At 69.8% G+C, this 17272-nt stretch carries 20 protein-coding genes; 16 read left to right on the top strand and 4 right to left on the bottom strand.

The window, feature by feature from the left end; translation table 11 throughout:
• Window positions 1-8 precede the first annotated feature (8 nt).
• The gene (locus B7L05_RS12780; RefSeq protein WP_085810661.1) at window positions 9-1118 is read right to left on the bottom strand and encodes a M14-type cytosolic carboxypeptidase; all 1110 of its coding nucleotides are present in this window, start codon (window positions 1116-1118) and stop codon (window positions 9-11) included.
• On the bottom strand, window positions 1115-1714 hold the full coding sequence (locus B7L05_RS12785) for a DUF4136 domain-containing protein (protein ID WP_085810662.1): 600 nt from the start codon (window positions 1712-1714) through the stop codon (window positions 1115-1117). Before B7L05_RS12785 ends, B7L05_RS12780 begins: the two co-directional genes overlap by 4 nt.
• A 135-nt stretch (window positions 1715-1849) precedes the next feature.
• On the opposite strand from B7L05_RS12785, the gene ykgO reads away from it, so the two are divergent.
• Together ykgO and B7L05_RS12795 are read left to right on the top strand one after the other, a co-directional pair.
• Entirely contained in the window at window positions 1850-1975 is a 126-nt protein-coding gene (ykgO, locus tag B7L05_RS12790) for a type B 50S ribosomal protein L36 (RefSeq protein ID WP_003046794.1), read from the top strand.
• A 16-nt stretch (window positions 1976-1991) separates the two neighbouring features.
• Window positions 1992-2606, top strand: a complete 615-nt coding sequence (locus B7L05_RS12795; RefSeq protein WP_085810663.1) for an HAD family phosphatase — start codon at window positions 1992-1994, stop codon at window positions 2604-2606.
• A 21-nt stretch (window positions 2607-2627) separates the two neighbouring features.
• On the opposite strand, the gene pyk is transcribed toward B7L05_RS12795, so the two are convergent.
• The gene (pyk, locus tag B7L05_RS12800) at window positions 2628-4082 is read right to left on the bottom strand and encodes a pyruvate kinase (RefSeq protein ID WP_085810664.1); all 1455 of its coding nucleotides are present in this window, start codon (window positions 4080-4082) and stop codon (window positions 2628-2630) included.
• 73 nt (window positions 4083-4155) lie between these two features.
• On the opposite strand from pyk, the gene B7L05_RS12805 reads away from it, so the two are divergent.
• The 4 genes from B7L05_RS12805 (at window position 4156) to B7L05_RS12820 (ending at window position 6799) form a co-directional block, all read left to right on the top strand.
• Complete coding sequence (locus B7L05_RS12805) at window positions 4156-4446, top strand: DUF1244 domain-containing protein (protein ID WP_085810665.1); 291 nt, start codon at window positions 4156-4158, stop codon at window positions 4444-4446.
• Between the two features lie 134 nt (window positions 4447-4580).
• Window positions 4581-5939 carry an amidohydrolase family protein gene (locus B7L05_RS12810; RefSeq protein WP_144037268.1) on the top strand — a complete coding sequence of 453 codons (1359 nt, stop codon included), beginning with the start codon at window positions 4581-4583 and terminating at the stop codon, window positions 5937-5939.
• Window positions 5940-6099: 160 nt separating this feature from the next.
• Window positions 6100-6366 carry a DUF2312 domain-containing protein gene (locus B7L05_RS12815; protein ID WP_085810666.1) on the top strand — a complete coding sequence of 89 codons (267 nt, stop codon included), beginning with the start codon at window positions 6100-6102 and terminating at the stop codon, window positions 6364-6366.
• A 31-nt stretch (window positions 6367-6397) separates the two neighbouring features.
• Window positions 6398-6799, top strand: coding sequence for a hypothetical protein (locus tag B7L05_RS12820; RefSeq protein ID WP_085810667.1), 402 nt, complete (start codon window positions 6398-6400; stop codon window positions 6797-6799).
• 42 nt (window positions 6800-6841) lie between these two features.
• On the opposite strand, the gene B7L05_RS12825 is transcribed toward B7L05_RS12820, so the two are convergent.
• Window positions 6842-8302, bottom strand: coding sequence for an ATP-binding protein (locus tag B7L05_RS12825; protein ID WP_085810668.1), 1461 nt, complete (start codon window positions 8300-8302; stop codon window positions 6842-6844).
• Window positions 8303-8379: 77 nt separating this feature from the next.
• On the opposite strand from B7L05_RS12825, the gene B7L05_RS12830 reads away from it, so the two are divergent.
• The 10 genes from B7L05_RS12830 (at window position 8380) to B7L05_RS12875 (ending at window position 17270) form a co-directional block, all read left to right on the top strand.
• Window positions 8380-9123, top strand: coding sequence for a YebC/PmpR family DNA-binding transcriptional regulator (locus B7L05_RS12830; protein ID WP_085810742.1), 744 nt, complete (start codon window positions 8380-8382; stop codon window positions 9121-9123).
• The gene (ruvC, locus tag B7L05_RS12835) at window positions 9120-9626 is read left to right on the top strand and encodes a crossover junction endodeoxyribonuclease RuvC (RefSeq protein ID WP_085810743.1); all 507 of its coding nucleotides are present in this window, start codon (window positions 9120-9122) and stop codon (window positions 9624-9626) included. The genes B7L05_RS12830 and ruvC overlap by 4 nt, the downstream gene beginning before the upstream one ends.
• Before the next feature lie 71 nt (window positions 9627-9697).
• Entirely contained in the window at window positions 9698-10294 is a 597-nt protein-coding gene (gene ruvA / locus B7L05_RS12840) for a Holliday junction branch migration protein RuvA (RefSeq protein WP_085810669.1), read from the top strand.
• A complete protein-coding gene (locus B7L05_RS12845) occupies window positions 10291-10689 on the top strand; it encodes a GFA family protein (RefSeq protein ID WP_085810670.1) in 399 nt (132 codons plus the stop codon). Before ruvA ends, B7L05_RS12845 begins: the two co-directional genes overlap by 4 nt.
• 17 nt (window positions 10690-10706) lie before the next feature.
• On the top strand, window positions 10707-11447 hold the full coding sequence (locus tag B7L05_RS12850) for a ParA family protein (RefSeq protein WP_085810671.1): 741 nt from the start codon (window positions 10707-10709) through the stop codon (window positions 11445-11447).
• Window positions 11444-12466, top strand: a complete 1023-nt coding sequence (gene ruvB, locus B7L05_RS12855) for a Holliday junction branch migration DNA helicase RuvB (protein ID WP_085810672.1) — start codon at window positions 11444-11446, stop codon at window positions 12464-12466. The genes B7L05_RS12850 and ruvB overlap by 4 nt, the downstream gene beginning before the upstream one ends.
• Window positions 12467-12569: 103 nt before the next feature.
• Window positions 12570-12929 (top strand): hypothetical protein, encoded by a 360-nt coding sequence (locus tag B7L05_RS12860; protein ID WP_085810673.1) that lies wholly within the window; start codon window positions 12570-12572, stop codon window positions 12927-12929.
• Between the two features lie 71 nt (window positions 12930-13000).
• Window positions 13001-15274: a phosphoenolpyruvate--protein phosphotransferase gene (gene ptsP, locus B7L05_RS12865; RefSeq protein ID WP_085810674.1), complete on the top strand. Its 2274-nt coding sequence runs from the start codon at window positions 13001-13003 to the stop codon at window positions 15272-15274.
• A 105-nt stretch (window positions 15275-15379) separates the two neighbouring features.
• A complete protein-coding gene (locus B7L05_RS12870; RefSeq protein ID WP_085810675.1) occupies window positions 15380-16243 on the top strand; it encodes a helix-turn-helix domain-containing protein in 864 nt (287 codons plus the stop codon).
• Window positions 16244-16325: 82 nt separating this feature from the next.
• Window positions 16326-17270, top strand: a complete 945-nt coding sequence (locus tag B7L05_RS12875; protein ID WP_085810676.1) for a tetratricopeptide repeat protein — start codon at window positions 16326-16328, stop codon at window positions 17268-17270.
• Window positions 17271-17272: the final 2 nt, after the last annotated feature.

A 17272-nucleotide genomic window follows, 5' to 3' on the forward strand; every position in this document is an offset into this window, starting at 1 on the left:
CCGCTCCATCACACGTCGCCGATCATCTCGGCGAGCACCTCCAGGCACGAGACGCCGAGCTTCGCCGATCGCTCGGGCGACCAGCCGTGAACCGGATCGGCGTTGGGATCGTGGTCCTTGAACGGCATCTCGAGCGTGACCGACACCGCGCCGAACCGCTCGGCAAGCTGGTTGGTCGACATCGACAGATTGGCGCGGCCCGCCGGCGTCTTGGCATAGCCGAGTTCAGTCTGGAAATCGGGCGTATGCGCCGCCAGTCGCCGGCCGAATTCGGTGAACAGCGCCGCGCGATCGGCGCGCAGCGAAGGGATGCCCTCGAACCCGGCGATGAAGTTCGCCGCGATCGCCTCGTCGCCGTGAACGTCGAGCGCGAAGTCGACGCCCGTCTCGTCCATCGCAGCGCGCACGTGATAGACTTCGGGGCTCTTCTCCAGCGTCGGCGCGTGCCACTCGCGGTTGAGATTCACGCCGGCGGCGTTGGTGCGCAGGTGGCCGCGGCGGGTGCCGTCGGGGTTCATGTTTGGGACGACGTGGACCGTTGCAGCGGCGAGCAGCGGCGCGGCGGCGGGGCTCGTCAGCCAGTCGAGCGCGCCTTCCATCCACCATTCGGCCATCGATTCGCCGGGGTGCTGGCGCGCGTAGAGCCACACCTGCTTGGCGCCCGTCCCGATGCGGAAATAGTCGATCGCCTGCCCGTCGAGCGTGGTGCCGAGCGCGCGATGCGTGATCCCGGGTCGCGCCGCGATGCGCGCGATCAGATCGGCGTGCTGTTCCATCGTATAGGGGGCAAAATAGGCGAACCAGGCGACGGCGGCGTCGCCCGGCCAGTCGAATTCGAGGACGCCGTCGGCGTAGCGCGTCTCGATCTGGCGCCAGCTGCGCCGATCGGTCGAAACGCGCGCGCGATAGCCCGGCCAGCCGAACGGATAGGCCGCGCCGGCGGCGTTGAGGATGCGGAGGGTAAGCGGCCGCCCTTCGACGCCGGCGACGCGGAAGTAGAACCATTGATAGAAATCGGACTGGTGATCGTTGACGATCTCGAGGTCGACGCGGTCACCGTCGATCGCGACGAGCCGGATGTTGCCGCTGTCGAACGCGGCGTTGATGCTGAGGGTCATGGCACCTCGATAGTGCGCCCGCTCTCGCCGGGGAAGCCGGCGAACAGCGCGCGCGCCAGCCGCCCGGCGATTGCGGGAGCGTCGGCATCGGACGCCTGCGCGTCGGTGAGCGATTGCGCCTGGCCCTCCCACACCGCGTCGGCGCCCTGGCGGATGCGCACCGACAGTTCGGTGACGATCCCCTCGCGCCCGCCGCTGCCGCCAACGGGGAAGTTCACTCCGCCACCGAGGCCCACCCCGCCGCCGCGCCCGCCGCTGATCCCGCCGCCGCCGATCCCGATCGAGACGGGCGAGCGACGCGGGGGCAGCGGGCGGGCGGTGCGGGTGAAGCCGACGGTGGCAAGGAAATCGGCCTTCGCGCCCGGCGCGGGATTGGAGTAGCCGAGCCGCAGCAATTCGCTCTGCACCGCGGCGGCATAGGTCTTGTACTCGATGCTCGCACTGCCGCCGCCGGCCAATGGCTCGACCGCGATCGTGCCGCGATCGGTCATTGCGTTGAAATGGAAGCGCGTCGTCTGGACGGGAAAGCGCGACGGGCCCGTGGCGCAGCCCGCCAGCGCGACAGCAAGGCCGGCGATCGTCAGAAAGGTGCGCATGGCTGGTCGTTTCCCCGTGGTCGTTACGCCGCTATAACGCACCGGTTCGTCGACGGCTCCGGCTTGACTTGCAAGGGGGCTGCCACTAGGCGCGCACGCTTTCCGATCACGCCCATATAAAGAAGCGAATCCGCCATGAAGATCCGCAACAGCCTGAAGTCGCTCAAGGACCGCCACCGCGACAACCGCGTCATCCGTCGCCGCGGCCGGACCTACGTCATCAACAAGACGAACCGTCGCTTCAAGGCGCGTCAGGGCTGATCCTGCCGCGCGCGTGATGCCGGGGCCGAGCGCCGTCGTCTTCGACGTCGGCCACGTCCTCTACGATTGGGACCCGCGGGTCCTCTACCGGCGCCTCATCCCCGACGATGCGGCGCTGGATGCGTTTCTGCGCGACGTGTGCACCCGCGAATGGCATTTCCAGCACGATGCCGGGCGGCCGTTCGCCGAAACGTCGGCCGAACTGTCGGCGCGCCATCCCGAGCACGCGCACCTGATCGCCGAATGGGGGCCGCGCTTCTCAGAGCAGATTCCCGGCCCCATCGCCGGTATGCCCGAGCTCGTCGCCGAGCTTGACGCTGCGGGCGTGCCGCTGTTCGCGATCACCAACTTCAGCGACGAATTCTTCGCGCCGTTCCGTGCGCAGGAAGCGGCGCTGTTCGATCGCTTCCGCGACATCGTCGTCTCGGGCGCCGAACGGCTGATGAAGCCCCACGCGCCGATCTATCGCCTCGCACTCGAGCGCTTCGGGCTGGCACCGCACGAGGCGCTGTTCGTCGACGATCGGCAGGACAATGTCGACGGCGCGCTGGCGGTGGGCATGCACGCGGTGCGCTTCACCGATGCCGCGACGCTGCGCGCGGACCTCGCGCGCTACGGCCTGCTCGGCTGAACCGCGACGCGGCGCCAGGCGTCAGCCGTAGTTCTTGAGCTCGTCGCCGACGATCCGCACCACGTGAATGACGTTGGTCGACCCCGGCGTACGGAACGGGACGCCGGCCATGATGATCACCCGGTCACCTGCCTCGACGATCCGCTGACGCAGCGCGACGCGCTTCGCCTTGGCGACCATCTCCTCGAACGAATCGACGTCGCGCGTGTGCACCGCGTGCGTGCCCCATAGCAGCCCGAGCCGGCGCGCTGTCTCGACGCGCGGCGTCAGCACCAGCAGCGGTACCGACGGCCGCTCGCGCGCGACGCGCCGCGCGGTCGAGCCCGACGTGGTGAAGCAGATGATCGCCTTGGCGGAGACGGTAACGGCGATGTTCTTGGCGGCCTCCGCCAATGCGTCGGCGGTGGTGGGATCGGGCCGCGTCACGGTGAAGCGGATGCGATCGCCGTGCATCGGATCGCGTTCCACCGCCTCGCCGATCGCATTCATCATCGCGACCGATTCGACCGGCCATGCGCCTGCCGCACTCTCCGCCGACAGCATGATCGCGTCCGCCCCGTCGTAGATCGCGGTGGCGACGTCAGACACTTCGGCGCGCGTCGGCGAGGGCGAGGTGATCATCGATTCGAGCATCTGCGTCGCGACGATCACCGGCCGGCCGAGCCGGCGCGACGTCTCGACGATGCGCTTCTGCAACGGCGGCACCGACTGCGGCGGCAATTCGACGCCGAGATCGCCGCGCGCGACCATCACGCCGTCGCACATCTCGACGATTTCCTCGAGCCGGTCGATCGCCGCCGGCTTCTCGATCTTGGCGAGCAGCGCGGCCTTGCCGCCGATCAGCTTGCGCGCTTCCGCCAGATCCTCCGGCCGCTGGACGAACGACAGCGCGATCCAGTCCACCCCCTCGTCGATCGCGAAGGCGAGATCGGATCGGTCCTTGTCGGTCAGCGCCGCCATCGGCACGACGACGTCGGGCACGTTCAGCCCCTTGTTGTTGCTCAGCGCTCCGCCGACCTCGACGCGGGTCACAATCCGAGCATCATCATGCTCGATCACGCGCAGTACCAGCTTGCCGTCGTCGAGCAGCAGCCGCGCGCCCGGCTCGATCGCGGCGAAGATTTCGCGGTGCGGCAGTTCGACGCGCGTCGCATCGCCGGGCGTCGCATCGCGATCGAGCGTGAAGATTGCGCCCTGTTCGAGCATGATCCGCCCGTCGGCGAAGCGCCCGACGCGCAGCTTAGGGCCCTGCAGATCGGCGAGGATCGTGGTGGGGCGCCCGAACTTCTTCTCCAGCGCGCGGATCGCCTGGATCACGCCGACCTTGGATGCCTGATCGCCGTGGCTCATATTGATGCGGAACGCGTCCGCCCCCGCCTCGAACAGCGTCGCGATCATCTCGGGCGTCGCACTGGCGGGCCCCAGCGTCGCGAGCACGCGGACCTTGCGGCTGCGGGGGCTGATCGCTCTCGTCATGAAAAGGATTCCTCGGGCGTTGCCGCGGCTGCCCTAGCGCCTATCTGCGAGCGATCAACCTTGGAGCAGACGAATGGACCCGATTGACGCGATCGACGATGCGACGGCGGCGGCGGCGTTCCGCCGGCTGGTGCACCATCTGCGCCACCGCGACGACGCGCAGAACGTCGATCTGATGGGACTCGCGGGTTTCTGCCGCAACTGCCTGTCGGACTGGATCGGCGAGGCGGGCGGGCTGCCGAAGGAGGAGGCGCGCACCGCGATCTACGGCATGCCGTACGACGCGTGGAAGCAGGCGCACCAGCACGAGGCGACGCCCGAGCAGCTCGCGCGGATGAAGGCGAGCGTCGCGCGCAACGCCTGAGGCCGGCGCTCCGACCGGCGCGGGTTTGATCGACATTTGGCGTACGGCGCTTGTCGAACCGCGCCGCTTTCTTCTACCGCTCGCCGCACAGGACGCGCGGCGGCACAGCCGCGCGCGAACACCGGGGGACGGCAATGACGAAGACGCTTCTGACCGCAATGATGATCACCGTGGCGGCGCCCGCGCTGGTCGCGCCGGCGATCGCGCAGACCGCACCTGCGGCCTCGCCCGCAACGTCGCCCAGTGCTTCCAAAGTCACCTTCATTCACGCCGGCGCGCTGCTCGACCGGCCGGGCCAGTCGCCGCGCGGCAACAGCACGATCGTGGTGCGCGACGGCCGCATTGCGGACGTGCGCGACGGCTTCGCCGCGCCCGATGCCGGCGCGATGCTGGTCGATCTGAAGGACAAGTTCGTTCTGCCCGGGCTGATCGATCTTCACGTCCACCTGCTCGGCATCGGCGGCGATCCGATGCGCGCGCGCCTCTCCGCGCTAAACACCGAACAGGCCGACGATGTGATGTACGGCGCGGGCAATGCACGCGCGACGCTGCGCGCAGGCTTTACGACGGTGCGCGATCTGGGCGGCGATCCGCGCGGCATCCGCGCGCTGCGCGATGCGATGGAGCGTGGCGACGCCGAGGGACCGACGATCGTCAACGCCGGCGCGCCGATCTCGGTGACGGGCGGGCACGGCGATCCGCTCAACGGCCTCGCCGAGCCGTACGCGCACGCGGTCGCCGAGACGGTCGAGAACACTTGCGACGGGCCGGCCGATTGCGTGCGCGCGACGCGGCGGCAGATCGGGCTCGGTGCGCAGGTGGTGAAGATCACCGCGACGGGCGGCGTCCTGTCGAACGTATCGGGCGGGCTCGGCCGCGCCTTCACCCCCGAGGAGATGAAGGCGATCGTCGACACCGCGCACGGGCTCGGCCGCAAGGTCGCCGCGCACAGCCACGCAGCCGAGGGCAGCAACGCGGCGCTGACGGCGGGCGTCGACACGATCGAGCACGGCAGCTTCATCACCGACGAGACGATCGCGCTATTCAAGAAGACCGGTGCCTATCTGGTGCCGACTGAGATCGCGCCCGTCGCCGCGCTGGCGCAGGCGCGCGCGGGCGCGCTGCCGCCGGCGACGATCCCCAAGGCCGAAGCCGCCGCCGCGGCGATGCAGGACAGCCATCGCCGTGCCTACAAGGAGGGCGTCAAGTTCGCCTTCGGTACCGACAGCGGCGTGTCGAAGCACGGCGACAATGCGCAGGAGTTCGCGCTGCTCGTCGACAAGATCGGCATGACCCCGACGGAGGCGATCCGCAGCGCCACGGTGACGGCGGCTGAGGTGCTGAATCAGGGCAACACGATCGGCACGATCGAGCCGGGCAAGACGGCGGACATCATCGCCGTCGACGCATCGCCGCTGCAGGACGTGCGCCAGCTCGAGCGGGTGCGCTTCGTGATGCACAAGGGGGCGATCGCCCGCCGCGTCGGCGAATAAGCCGGTCGGCGGACGCGCGCCGCGCTTCGCCGAATAGCATTTGATCGGGGCGGCGGCGCCACGTAGAGGCCGCCGCCGCAACCGGATTCACGGTAACCGCACCGTCCCCCGCGCGCGATTCGTGTGGGCGGCGGTGCTTCATCTTTTGGGGGTATTTGAAATGGCTGAGGAACGCGGCGAAGGCATGGGCGGCGGGCAGGTCGCGGCGGACGAGCTGCGCCTGCTGATCGAGCGCGCGGAGCGGCTCGAGGAAGAGAAGAAGGGCATTTCGGACGACATCAAGGACGTGATGGCCGAGGCGAAATCGCGCGGCTACGATCCCAAGGCGATCCGCAAGATCATGTCGATCCGCAAGAAGAAGCGCGAGGAATATCAGGAAGAGGAAATGATCCTCGAGACGTACATGCAAGCGCTGGGCATGCTGTAACCGGCACGATCACGATATCCGGGGGGATAGGATGAGGATCGCGATCGTCGCCGCGTTGCTGCTCGTTCCTGCCGCGGCCGGCGCGCAGGCGCCCGGCGCGGCGGGCGGCTTCTGTGCCCGCATGGCAAGCCAGTTCGGGATGAAGCCCGTCAAGGCGGCGGGCGGCAAGCCCGCCTATGAGGCGCGCGCGCTGAAGGGGCTGGGCGTCGCGCTGTTCGGCGGCTCGACGATGGTAAGCATGGCGCTGAAGCCGCCGGCGAGCGGCCCGACGGGCGATCTTGCGCGCTTCGGCGACGCCTGCGCGCTGGCGGCCAACCGCATCGCCTGCGCCGTCACCGGCCCCGCCGTGTTCGAGATGGCGGTTGGTGCGCAGATCGCGCCGACCGAGGTACGCGACGGCGAGAGCGCCGAGGTCAGCATGGCGAAGAACTGAATCCGCTGCGAGGAGCGCTGACGCGGCGACCGCGCTCAGTCGTTACGCGGCTTCCGCCGGCGCGGTCGTCCAGCCCAATCGCGCGATGGTGATCGAGCGCTTGCCCGACAGATCGGTGCGCGTGACGATCAGGTCGCGGCTCTCAATATATCCCATCAGGCGCCGTACCCGGCCGAGCGACGACGTGCCGTAGGTTTCCGCCAGCGCGGCGTCGCTCGGGCAGGGGGCGCCTTCCTTCGCGGCCTTGGCGACAAGCAGGAACGGGCCGACCATCTCGTCGGGCAGCGCGCCGGCGAGCGCTACTGCATCGGCCCATGCCGGATCGGCGGTGTCGAAGATGCCCGCGCGCGCCGACGACAGGCGGCGCGTGAAGTCGCCGAGCTCGATGCCCGAGCGGGCGAGCCCCTGCATGCGGCAGCGGACCTGGAAATCCTGGAACAGCACCGACGCGGGGCGGCCGGCCGATTCGGGATCTTCGACGATCGCGCGCAGCACGTCGGCGACGATCGCGGCGACTTCCGCGTCCGACCGCTCGGGTTCGGGCGGCAGCGGGGCGGGGCGCGCCATGTCGGAGATCAACTCCTCTGCCGGCACGCGGCGCGGCCGTGCCTCGAACGTCATCGGCAGCTGCGGCGCCGCCTCGGGCTCGGGCTCGGCGAAGATCAGGTCCTTGAGGTCGGCGGGCGACGCTGCGGAGGGGAGCGGGGTGAGCTTGGGGCTGCCCGAGCGCGCGCTCGTCTCGACCGCGCCGATCTTCACCGTCTGCGGGCGGCGGCACACCGCGGGGCCGAGCGCGAGGAACGTGCCGCGCGGCAGATCGCGGATCGCCTCGGCCTGGCGGCGCTCCATGCCGAGCAGATCGGCGGCGCGCGCCATGTCGATGTCGAGAAAAGTGCGCCCCATCAGGAAGTTCGATGCCTCGGCGGCGACGTTCTTGGCGAGCTTCGCCAGCCGCTGCGTCGCGATCACCCCGGCGAGGCCGCGCTTGCGCCCGCGGCACATCAGGTTGGTCATCGCCGAGAGCGACGCGCGGCGCACGTCCTCCGCCACTTCGCCGCCCGTTGTGGGGGCGAACAGCTGCGCCTCGTCGACCACGACCAGCGCCGGATACCAATGCTCGCGCGGAGCATCGAACATCGCCGACAGGAAGGTCGCGGCGCACCGCATCTGCCCTTCCGCCTCCAGCCCTTCGAGGCTTAGCACCACCGACGCGCGATGCTCGCGCAGCCGCCCGGCGATTCGCGCGATCTCGCGCTCCGAATAGTCGGTCGCCTCGACCACGACGTGGCCGTACGTCGGCCCCAAGGTGACGAAATCGCCCTCGGGATCGATCACCACCTGCTGCACCTGCCCCGCCGAGCGTTCGAGCAGGCGGCGCAGCAGGTGCGACTTTCCCGATCCCGAATTGCCCTGCACGAGCAATCGGGTGGCCAGCAGTTCCTCGAGGTCGATCAGGACCGGCGCGCCCGAGGCATCGGCGCCCATGTCCACGGCTATCGTCATGGCGCCGCAGATGCCGCATGCGCGGGAGTCGGTGCAAGGCTTGATGAACGCCCCGGCGCACGCTTATGGGCGGCGGCATGGCAGGTCATTCCAAATTCAAGAACATCATGCACCGCAAGGGTGCGCAGGATAAGAAGCGTTCGGGCATGTTCTCGAAGCTATCGCGCGAGATCACCGTCGCGGCGAAGATGGGGCTTCCCGATCCCGACATGAACCCGCGGCTGCGCGCGGCGGTCAACGCCGCCAAGGCGCAGTCGATGCCCAAGGACAATATCCAGCGCTCGATCGACAAGGCGAGCCGGGGCGACGCGGAGAATTACGAGGAGATCCGCTACGAGGGCTTCGGCCCCGGCGGCGTCAGCCTGATCATCGAGGCGCTGAGCGACAACCGCAACCGCACCGCCACCAACGTGCGTACCGCAGTGAGCAAGAACGGCGGCAACCTCGGCGCGTCGGGCTCGGTCAGCCACGCGTTCGACCGGCTCGGCCTGATCAACTATCCCGCCAGCGTCGGCGACGCGGAAAAGGTGTTCGTGGCGGCGCTGGAAGCGGGCGCCGAGGACGTGACGTCGAGCGACGACGGCCACGAGATCTGGACCGCGCAGGCCGATCTCCACGAAGTCGCGAAAGCGCTCGAGCCGGTGCTGGGCGAGGCGGAGAGCGCCAAGCTCGCGTGGCGCCCGCAGACGATGGTCGCGGTCGACGAGAGCGACGCGGCGACGCTGTTCAAGCTGATCGATGCGCTCGACGACGACGACGACGTTCAGCAGGTGTGGGGCAATTACGAGGTCTCCGACGAAGTGATGGAGAAGCTCGGCTGATCATCCTCGGGCTCGATCCGGGGCTTGGCACGACCGGCTGGGGCGTGATCGCCGCCGAGGGCAACCGGCTGCGGCACGTCGCCAACGGGCAGATCAGGACCGATCCGTCGATGGCGCTGCCGCGGCGGCTCGCCAATCTCCACGCCGCGCTGATCGACGTGATCCGCGCTGAGCGGCCGGCGAGCGCGGCGGTCGAGGAGGTGCTCGGCAACACCAACGCGCAGTCGACGCTGAAGCTGGGGCAGGCGCGCGGCGTGGTGCTGCTCGCCGCCGCGGGATCGGGGCTGGCGGTCGACGAATATCATCCCTCGACGGTCAAGAAGGCGGTGGTCGGCACCGGCGGCGCGGAGAAGCGGCAGATCCAGGCGATGATGGGCGTGCTGCTCCCCGGCGCGAAGCTCGCCGGGCCCGATGCCGCGGACGCGCTGGCGGTGGCGATCTGCCATGCACACCATCTGGCGAGCGCCGCGGGCATGATGCGGCGCGCGCGCGCGACCTCCTGAAGCGCCCACGTCACAGAGTTGGCCGGCGAATCGCGACCTGCTAGGCCCGCGATCATGCTGGGTGTTGAACGGTGATCGCATATCTCAAGGGCGTGCTGGCGAGCACCAGCGTCGAACATGCGGTGATCGAGGTGAACGGCGTCGGTTATCTCGTCGGTGCTTCGTCGCGCACGCTCGCCGCGCTTGGGCCTGTCGGTGAGGCGGTGCACGTTCACACCGAACTCCTCGTCGGCGAGGATTTTCAGCGGCTGGTTGGCTTCTCCGGCGCCGACGAGCGCGACTGGTTCCGGCTGCTCACCAGCGTTCAGGGGGTGGGCGCGCGCGTCGCGCTCGCGATCCTCTCCGCGCTTGAACCCGCCGAGCTCAGCCGCGCGGTCGCCGCGCAGGACAAGGCGATGGTTGCGCGCGCCAACGGCGTCGGCCCCAAGCTCGCCGAGCGGATCGTGCGTGAGCTGAAGGACAAGGCGGGCGGGATCGTGCTCGGCGCCTCGGCCGCAGCGCAGGCGATCCCCGTGGGCGCCGGGGCGGACGCGGTATCGGCGATGCTCAACCTCGGCTTTCGCCCTGCTGAAGCGACTGCAGCGGTCGCCGCCGCCGAGGAAGACCTTGGGCCGGGCGCGACGCTCGACGCGCTTGTCCGGCTTGCACTGCGCAAGGCGGCGAAATGATCCACCGCCGCGCCACCTGCCAGTGCGGCGCGGCGGCGATCGACTGCGAGGGCGAGCCGATCCGCGTCTCAGTATGCCACTGCCTCAATTGCCAGCGGCGCAGCGGTGCACCGTTCGCCGCGCAGGCGCGGTTCCGTGACGCGTCGGTCAGCATCACCGGCAATCTCGCGCACTGGCGGCGCACCTCGGCGCGCGGCGGCGTGTCCGACCATCATTTCTGCCGCACCTGCGGACCGACATTGTTCTACCACGTCGCGGCCGAGCCCGGCATCGTCTCGATCCCGATTGGCGGGTTCGGCGACGCGCCGCTGCCGCCGCCGGTCTATTCGGTCTATGAGTCGCGCAAGCGATCGTGGGTCGCGATCGTCGGCGACGCGATCGAGCATTACGACTGAGCGGTAGGGCTGGAGCGATGAGCGCGCAGACGATCGCGGTGTACAGTCTGAAGGGTGGCGTGGGAAAGACGACGCTCGCGGTCAATCTCGCCTGGGCGGCGGCGACGCTGTCGGCGCGGCGCACGCTGTTGTGGGATCTCGATGGGCAGGCCGCAGCGACCTGGATCCTCGGCCACGACGCCGGCGGGCGCGAGGCGGGGGCGGCGATCCGGCGCGAAGTGGAGGCGAAGCGCCTCGTCCGCCCGACCGCGTTCGAACGGCTCGATCTGCTGCCCGCCGACGCTTCGCTGCGCGAGCTCGACGTCGCTTTCCATACGCTCGACAAGAAGAAGCGGCTCGCGCGCCTCGTGGACGATCTCGCCGGCGACTATGACCGGATCGTCATCGATTGCCCGCCGGGGCTCACCGACACGTCGGACCAAATCATGCGTGCCGCCGATCTCGTCGTCGTCCCCGTCATCCCCTCCGCACTGTCGCGCCGCGCGCTCGATACGATCACCGCGCACGTGCAGAAGAAGAAGGGGCCCAAGGTCACGCTCGCACCGGTCTTCTCGATGGTCGATCGCCGCCGCCTGCTGCATCGCGAAGCGCTGGCGCAGCATCCCGATTGGCCAGCGATCCCGATGGCGAGCGCGTTCGAGGCGATGACCGAGCGCCGCGCGCCGCTGGGTGGCTTCGCGTCGCGCACGTCGCCGGGGGTGGAGGCGATCGCCGCGCTGTGGCGCCGCGTCGAAAACGCGCTATCGGGCATGCGATGACCGACGACGACCGCCTGATCACGCCTGCGCGCCGCACCGAGGATGCCGACGCGGCGCTGCGCCCCAAGCGGCTCGACGAGTTTGTTGGCCAGGCCGCGGCGCGCGAGAACCTGCGCGTCTTCATCGAGGCCGCGCGCGGTCGCGGCGACGCGCTCGATCACGTGCTGTTCTTTGGGCCCCCCGGGCTCGGCAAGACGACGCTGGCGCAGATCGTCGCGCGCGAGATGGGCGTGGGGTTTCGCGCAACGTCCGGCCCGGTGATCGCCAAGTCGGGCGATCTCGCCGCGTTGCTCACCAATCTCGAGGACGGCGACGTGCTGTTCATCGACGAGATTCACCGCCTTCAGCCCGCGGTGGAGGAAGTGCTCTACCCCGCGATGGAGGATCGCGCGCTCGACCTGATGATCGGCGAGGGGCCGTCGGCGCGCAGCGTGCGCATCGATCTGCCGCGCTTCACGCTGGTCGGCGCGACGACGCGGCAGGGCTTGCTGACGACGCCGCTGCGCGACCGTTTCGGCATCCCGATCCGGCTGCAATTCTACACCGTCGAGGAACTGACGCGGGTAGTGACGCGCGCGGCGTCGCTGCTCGATCTCGACGTCTCGCCTGACGGCGCGGCGGAAATTGCGCGCCGCTCGCGCGGGACGCCGCGCATCTCGGGACGGCTGCTGCGCCGCGTGCGCGATTTCGCCAACGTGGCGGGCGTCAAGGTGGTCGACGCCGCCTCCGCCGATCGTGCGCTCAATCGGCTCGAGGTCGACGCGCTCGGGCTCGACGCGATGGATCGCCGCTATCTGACGATGATCGCCGACATCTATCGCGGCGGACCGGTGGGGGTGGAAACGCTCGCCGCCGGCCTCAGCGAGCCGCGCGACACGATCGAGGAGGTGATCGAGCCGTATCTGATCCAGCTCGGCCTCGTCGCGCGGACCGCGCGCGGACGCGTGCTCAACGCGGGCGGGTGGAAGCATCTCGGGCTCAATCCGCCCGCGGGCAGCCAGGACGGGCTGTTCGACTGATCATTCGTGCCGCACGGCGGCGGGCTATCCGTGCCGAGCGGCGCCGGCGGAGCCAAGCGCCGTCAGCGACGTTGGGCGAAGCACCTGAAAAGAGGGACGAGTCATGACGCATACGCCGCCGGTGCCGCCGGGCAACCAATCACCCTATCCGATCCAGGAGCCGCCGCACGTCGCGGATGCGGTGCCGGTCGCCACGGCGTCGCCTGCTGCCACGACCGCACCTGCTGCCACGAAGGGGTCTTCCGACACGCCCGCTGCACCCGCCATCGCGAACGACGACGATCGCGAGGAATGGGCGCCCTCGCCGTCGCCTGCCCGCTGGTCAGTCGGCACGATCGTCGGCGCGGCGGCAGGCGTTGGCGCGATCGCGATCGGCGTCGCGGCGATCCTCTTCCCGCGTGACAGCGCGGCGAGCACCAAGCCGAAGTCCGGCGGCAAGCGAAAGCCGAAGTCGGGCAAGTGACAGCGATTGCCGCGGTGCCGCGCAGGAAATGTTGCGTGGCACCCACGGCACCTGCCTGCTAGCCACGGCCCATGCCTGTGTCCGCCGCCGCCTCCGCCCGCGAGATCCTCGTCAACCTGCACGACGTGATGGCGGCGCGATCGAACGCGCAAGCCAAGCTCAACCAAGTCGTCGACATCATCGGCGAGGCGCTGGATAGCGAGGTCTGCTCGATCTACCTGCTGCGCGAGGGCGTGCTCGAGCTCTACGCCACGCGCGGGCTGGCGGCGGACGCGGTGCACGTCACCAAGCTCGTGCTCGGCGAGGGACTGGTCGGGACGATCGCCGAGAGCGGCGAGATCCTCAACCTCGACGAGGCGGCGAGCCACCCGGATTTCGCCTACAAGCCCGAGACGGGCGAGGATCGCTTCCACAGCTTCGCCGGCGTGCCGATCATCCGACGCGAGCGCTCGGTCGGCGTGCTCGCGGTGCAGCATGCCGATCCCCGGCGCTACGCCGATATCGAGATCGAGGCGCTGCAGACGGTGGCGATGGTGCTGAGCGAGCTGATCGCCAACGCCGGGCTGATCGACCAGGGCGGGCCGAAGGATCGTCCGCAGCAGTCGACCGCGAGCGTGCGCCTGATCGGGCAGAAGCTGGTGGAGGGGATGGGCGCGGGCTGCGCGGTGTTCCACCAGCCGCGCATCCACATCGAGCATACCGTCGCGGAGGATACCGAGGCCGAGCGCCACCGCGTCTACGCCGCGTTCGACAAGATGCGCGACCAGATCGAAAAGATGACGCGCGAGGCGGAGTTCGGCGTCGGCGGCGAGCATGAGGAAGTGCTCGAGACGTACAAGATGTTCGCCTATGACGAGGGCTGGTCGCGGCGCATCAACGAGGCGATCGACAGCGGCCTCACCGCGGAGGCGGCGATCGAGCGCGTGCAGCAGCGCACCCGCCAGCGCATGCGTCAGATCGACGATCCGCTGCTCGCCGATCGCATGCACGATCTGGAGGATCTGTCGAACCGGCTGCTGCGCATCGTCTCGGGCCAGATGGGCACCGCGGCGCAGATGGGGCTCCGCCAGGACACGATCCTGATCGCGCGCAACCTTGGGCCGGCGGAGCTGCTCGAATACGATCGCCGGCGGCTGAAGGGCGTGGTGCTCGAGGAAGGCTCGCTTACCGCGCACGTCACGATCGTCGCGCGCGCGATGGGCGTGCCGGTGCTCGGCCGCGTGCGCGACGTGCGCCGCGCGATCGGCGAGGGCGATCTGCTGCTGCTCGACGTCAACGAAGGCTCGGTCGTCGTGCGCCCGTCGACCGCGATGGAGGAGGCGTTCGACGCCAAGCTGCTGCTGCGGCAGAAGCGTAAGGCCGCCTATGCCGCGTTGCGCGACGTCGCGCCAGTCAGCAAGGACGGCCACCGCGTGACGGTGATGGTCAATGCCGGCCTGCGCGACGATGCCGCCGCGCTCGACGTGACGGGCGCCGACGGCATCGGGCTGTTCCGCACCGAATTCCAATTCCTCGTCTCCGCTACGTTGCCACAGCGCGAGCGCCAGCAGCGGCTCTACCGCGAGGTGCTCGACGTCGCGGGCGATCGTCCGGTGATCTTCCGCACCGTCGACATCGGCGGTGACAAGGCACTGCCGTACCTCGTGCAGGACGCCGCCGAGGAGGAGAATCCCGCAATGGGCTGGCGCGCGCTGCGGCTTGCGCTGGAGCGCGACGGGCTGATGAAGGCGCAGGCGCGTGCGCTGCTCGAGGCGGCGGCGGGACGCACGCTCAGCGTCATGTTCCCGATGGTCAGCGAGGCGTGGGAATTCGCCGAGGCGCGCGCGCTGTTCGAGCAGCAGCGCGACTGGATCGCCTCGCGCAACCGCCGCCTGCCGAACGAGATCCGCTACGGCGCGATGCTCGAGGTACCGAGCCTCGCCTATCAGCTCGACCTCCTGCTGCCGCAGGTCGATTTCCTGTCGATCGGGACCAACGATCTGACGCAATTCCTGTTCGCCGCCGATCGCGCCAATCCCAAGCTCGCCGAACGCTACGACTGGCTGTCGGCCTCGATCCTGCGCTTCCTCGCCGCGCTGGTCGCGCCGTGCGCCGAGGCGGGCGTGCCGCTCGCGGTGTGTGGCGAGATGGGCGGGCGGCCGCTTGAGGCGCTGGCGCTGATCGGGATCGGCATCGATCGCTTTTCGATCACGCCCGCCGCGGTGGGACCGATCAAGGCGATGGTCCGCTCGCTCGATCACGCCGCGGTGCGCGCGGAAATGGCGCGGCTGCTCGCCGCCCCGCCGCGCGATCTGCGCGGCGCATTGGCGGCCTGGGCGACCGCGCAAGGCGTTGAACTGGGCTGAACCGCCGACCAAAAGCGGCGCGGTTCGATTGACACCCATGGCGCGCTCTGGGAGACGTTGCCGGCAACGTCGGACGGGGTCGGTCCGTCCGAAGCGGAGATCCGAATGACTGACGCCGGTCGCAGCGACGACGCGACGCCACTGCCGCAACGTGTCGGTGACAAGCTGCGGGCCGAACGCGAGCGGCAGGGCATGTCGCTTGAGGAAATCGCCGCGCGCACGCGCGTGCCGCTGCGCCATTTGGAAGCGATCGAGGCGTCGAACTACGGCGCGCTGCCGTCCCCCACCTACGCCGTCGGCTTCGTGCGCGCCTATGCCCGCGCGCTCGGCGCGAACGAGGTGGTACTGGCGAGCGAGGTGCGCGTCGAGGCGCTTAAGGCGCCGCGTGCGCAGCCGCAGTATCAGCCGTACGAGATCGCCGATCCAGCGCGCGTACCGAGCCGCGGGCTGGTGATCGGCGCCGCGGGGCTTGGTCTGGCGGTCGTCATCCTCGCGATCTTGTGGTTTGCCACCGGGCTGCTGCGCGGCGGCACCCCGGCGGAGACGCCGTCGGTGGCGGTCGCCGTGCCCGCCGCTCGGCCGACCGCCGCGCCGACGCCGGCCGGCAACGGGCAGGTGACGCTCGTCGCGACGGGCGAGGTATGGCTGCGCGTCTATGACGCCACGAACAAGACGCTGTTTCTCGGCACGATGAAGCCCGGCGATCGTTTCGACGTGCCGCCGACTGCCGACAATCCGATGATCAACGTCGGTCGGCCGGACAAGCTGCAGGTGACGCTCAACGGATCGAACCTGCCGCCGCTCGGCACGGGCGAGCGCGCGATCAAGGACGTGCCGGTCGGCGCCGCCGCGCTTGCTGGCCGCACGACCCCGCAGCCCGGCGCAACCCCGACGCCCGCCGCCGCGCCCGCGCTGACGACGCGGCGCGACGTACCGCCCGCCTTCGCGACCGCCCCCGCCGAGCAGTGAGCGCGCACGTCCTTAAGGCTGGCGACAGGTGCGGCGTTGTAGCTATAGCGTCCTTCTGTTTCCGCACCGGGGGGTGTCGTTGATGCGTAAGTTGCTGTTTGCCGTTCTGCTGGTGGGGTCCGCCACGCCCGCCCTCGCGCAATCGGGCCTCGACGGCCGCGTCGGCAAGCTCGAGAGCGAGATGCGCGCCGTACAGCGTAAGGTGTTCCCCGGCGGGGCCGCGTACGTCGAGCCGCAGGTGCGCGCGTCCGAGGCGCCGCGCGAGGAGATCGGTGCGCCCTCGTCGAGCGCGGTCGACGATCTGACGCAGCGCGTCTCCTCGCTCGAGGCGCAGATCGCCTCGATCACCGGGCAGATCGAGCAGACGCAGTATCGCATGCGCCAGCTCGAGGATCAGTTCGCCGCCTACAAGAGGGCAACCGACGCGCGGCTGGCGAGTGGTGCGCCGGCTCCCGCCGCCGCAAGCGGTGACGAGGATGCCGGCCCCGTCGTGCCGCCGCCGCCGCGCACCGCCGGATCGGGCACGTCGCGGCCCGCCACGCGTCCGGCGGGCAGCCTCGAAGGGCAGCTCGGCGGCGGCGCGGCGACCGCTACCGCGACTGCGTCGACTGGCGGGGTCGAGAAGCCCTCGACCGGCCAGCCCGACGAGGACGAATATATCTACGGCTACCGGCTGTGGGCCGCCAAGCGCTACCCGGCGGCGGCGGAGCAGCTCAAGAAGGTGGTCGCCGCCTATCCCAAGTCGCGCCGCGCGAGCTACGCGCAGAACCTGCTCGGCCGATCGTATCTCGACGATGGCAAGCCGAGCCTCGCGTCGATTGCCTTCTACGACAATTACAAGAAGATGCCCGACGGCGAGCGCGCACCGGAGAGCCTCTATTATCTCGGCCAGGCGCTGACCAAGCTCAACAAGCCGGCCGACGCCTGCAAGGTCTATGGCGAGCTGATCGACGTCTACGGCGACCGGATCGGCCAGGGCATGAAGGACGACGTCGCGCGTGCCCGCACGTCCAACAAGTGCAAGTGACC

It is taken from the genome of Sphingomonas sp. TZW2008 (genome assembly GCF_002117915.1).
In the GTDB taxonomy this organism is placed as follows: domain Bacteria; phylum Pseudomonadota; class Alphaproteobacteria; order Sphingomonadales; family Sphingomonadaceae; genus Sphingomonas.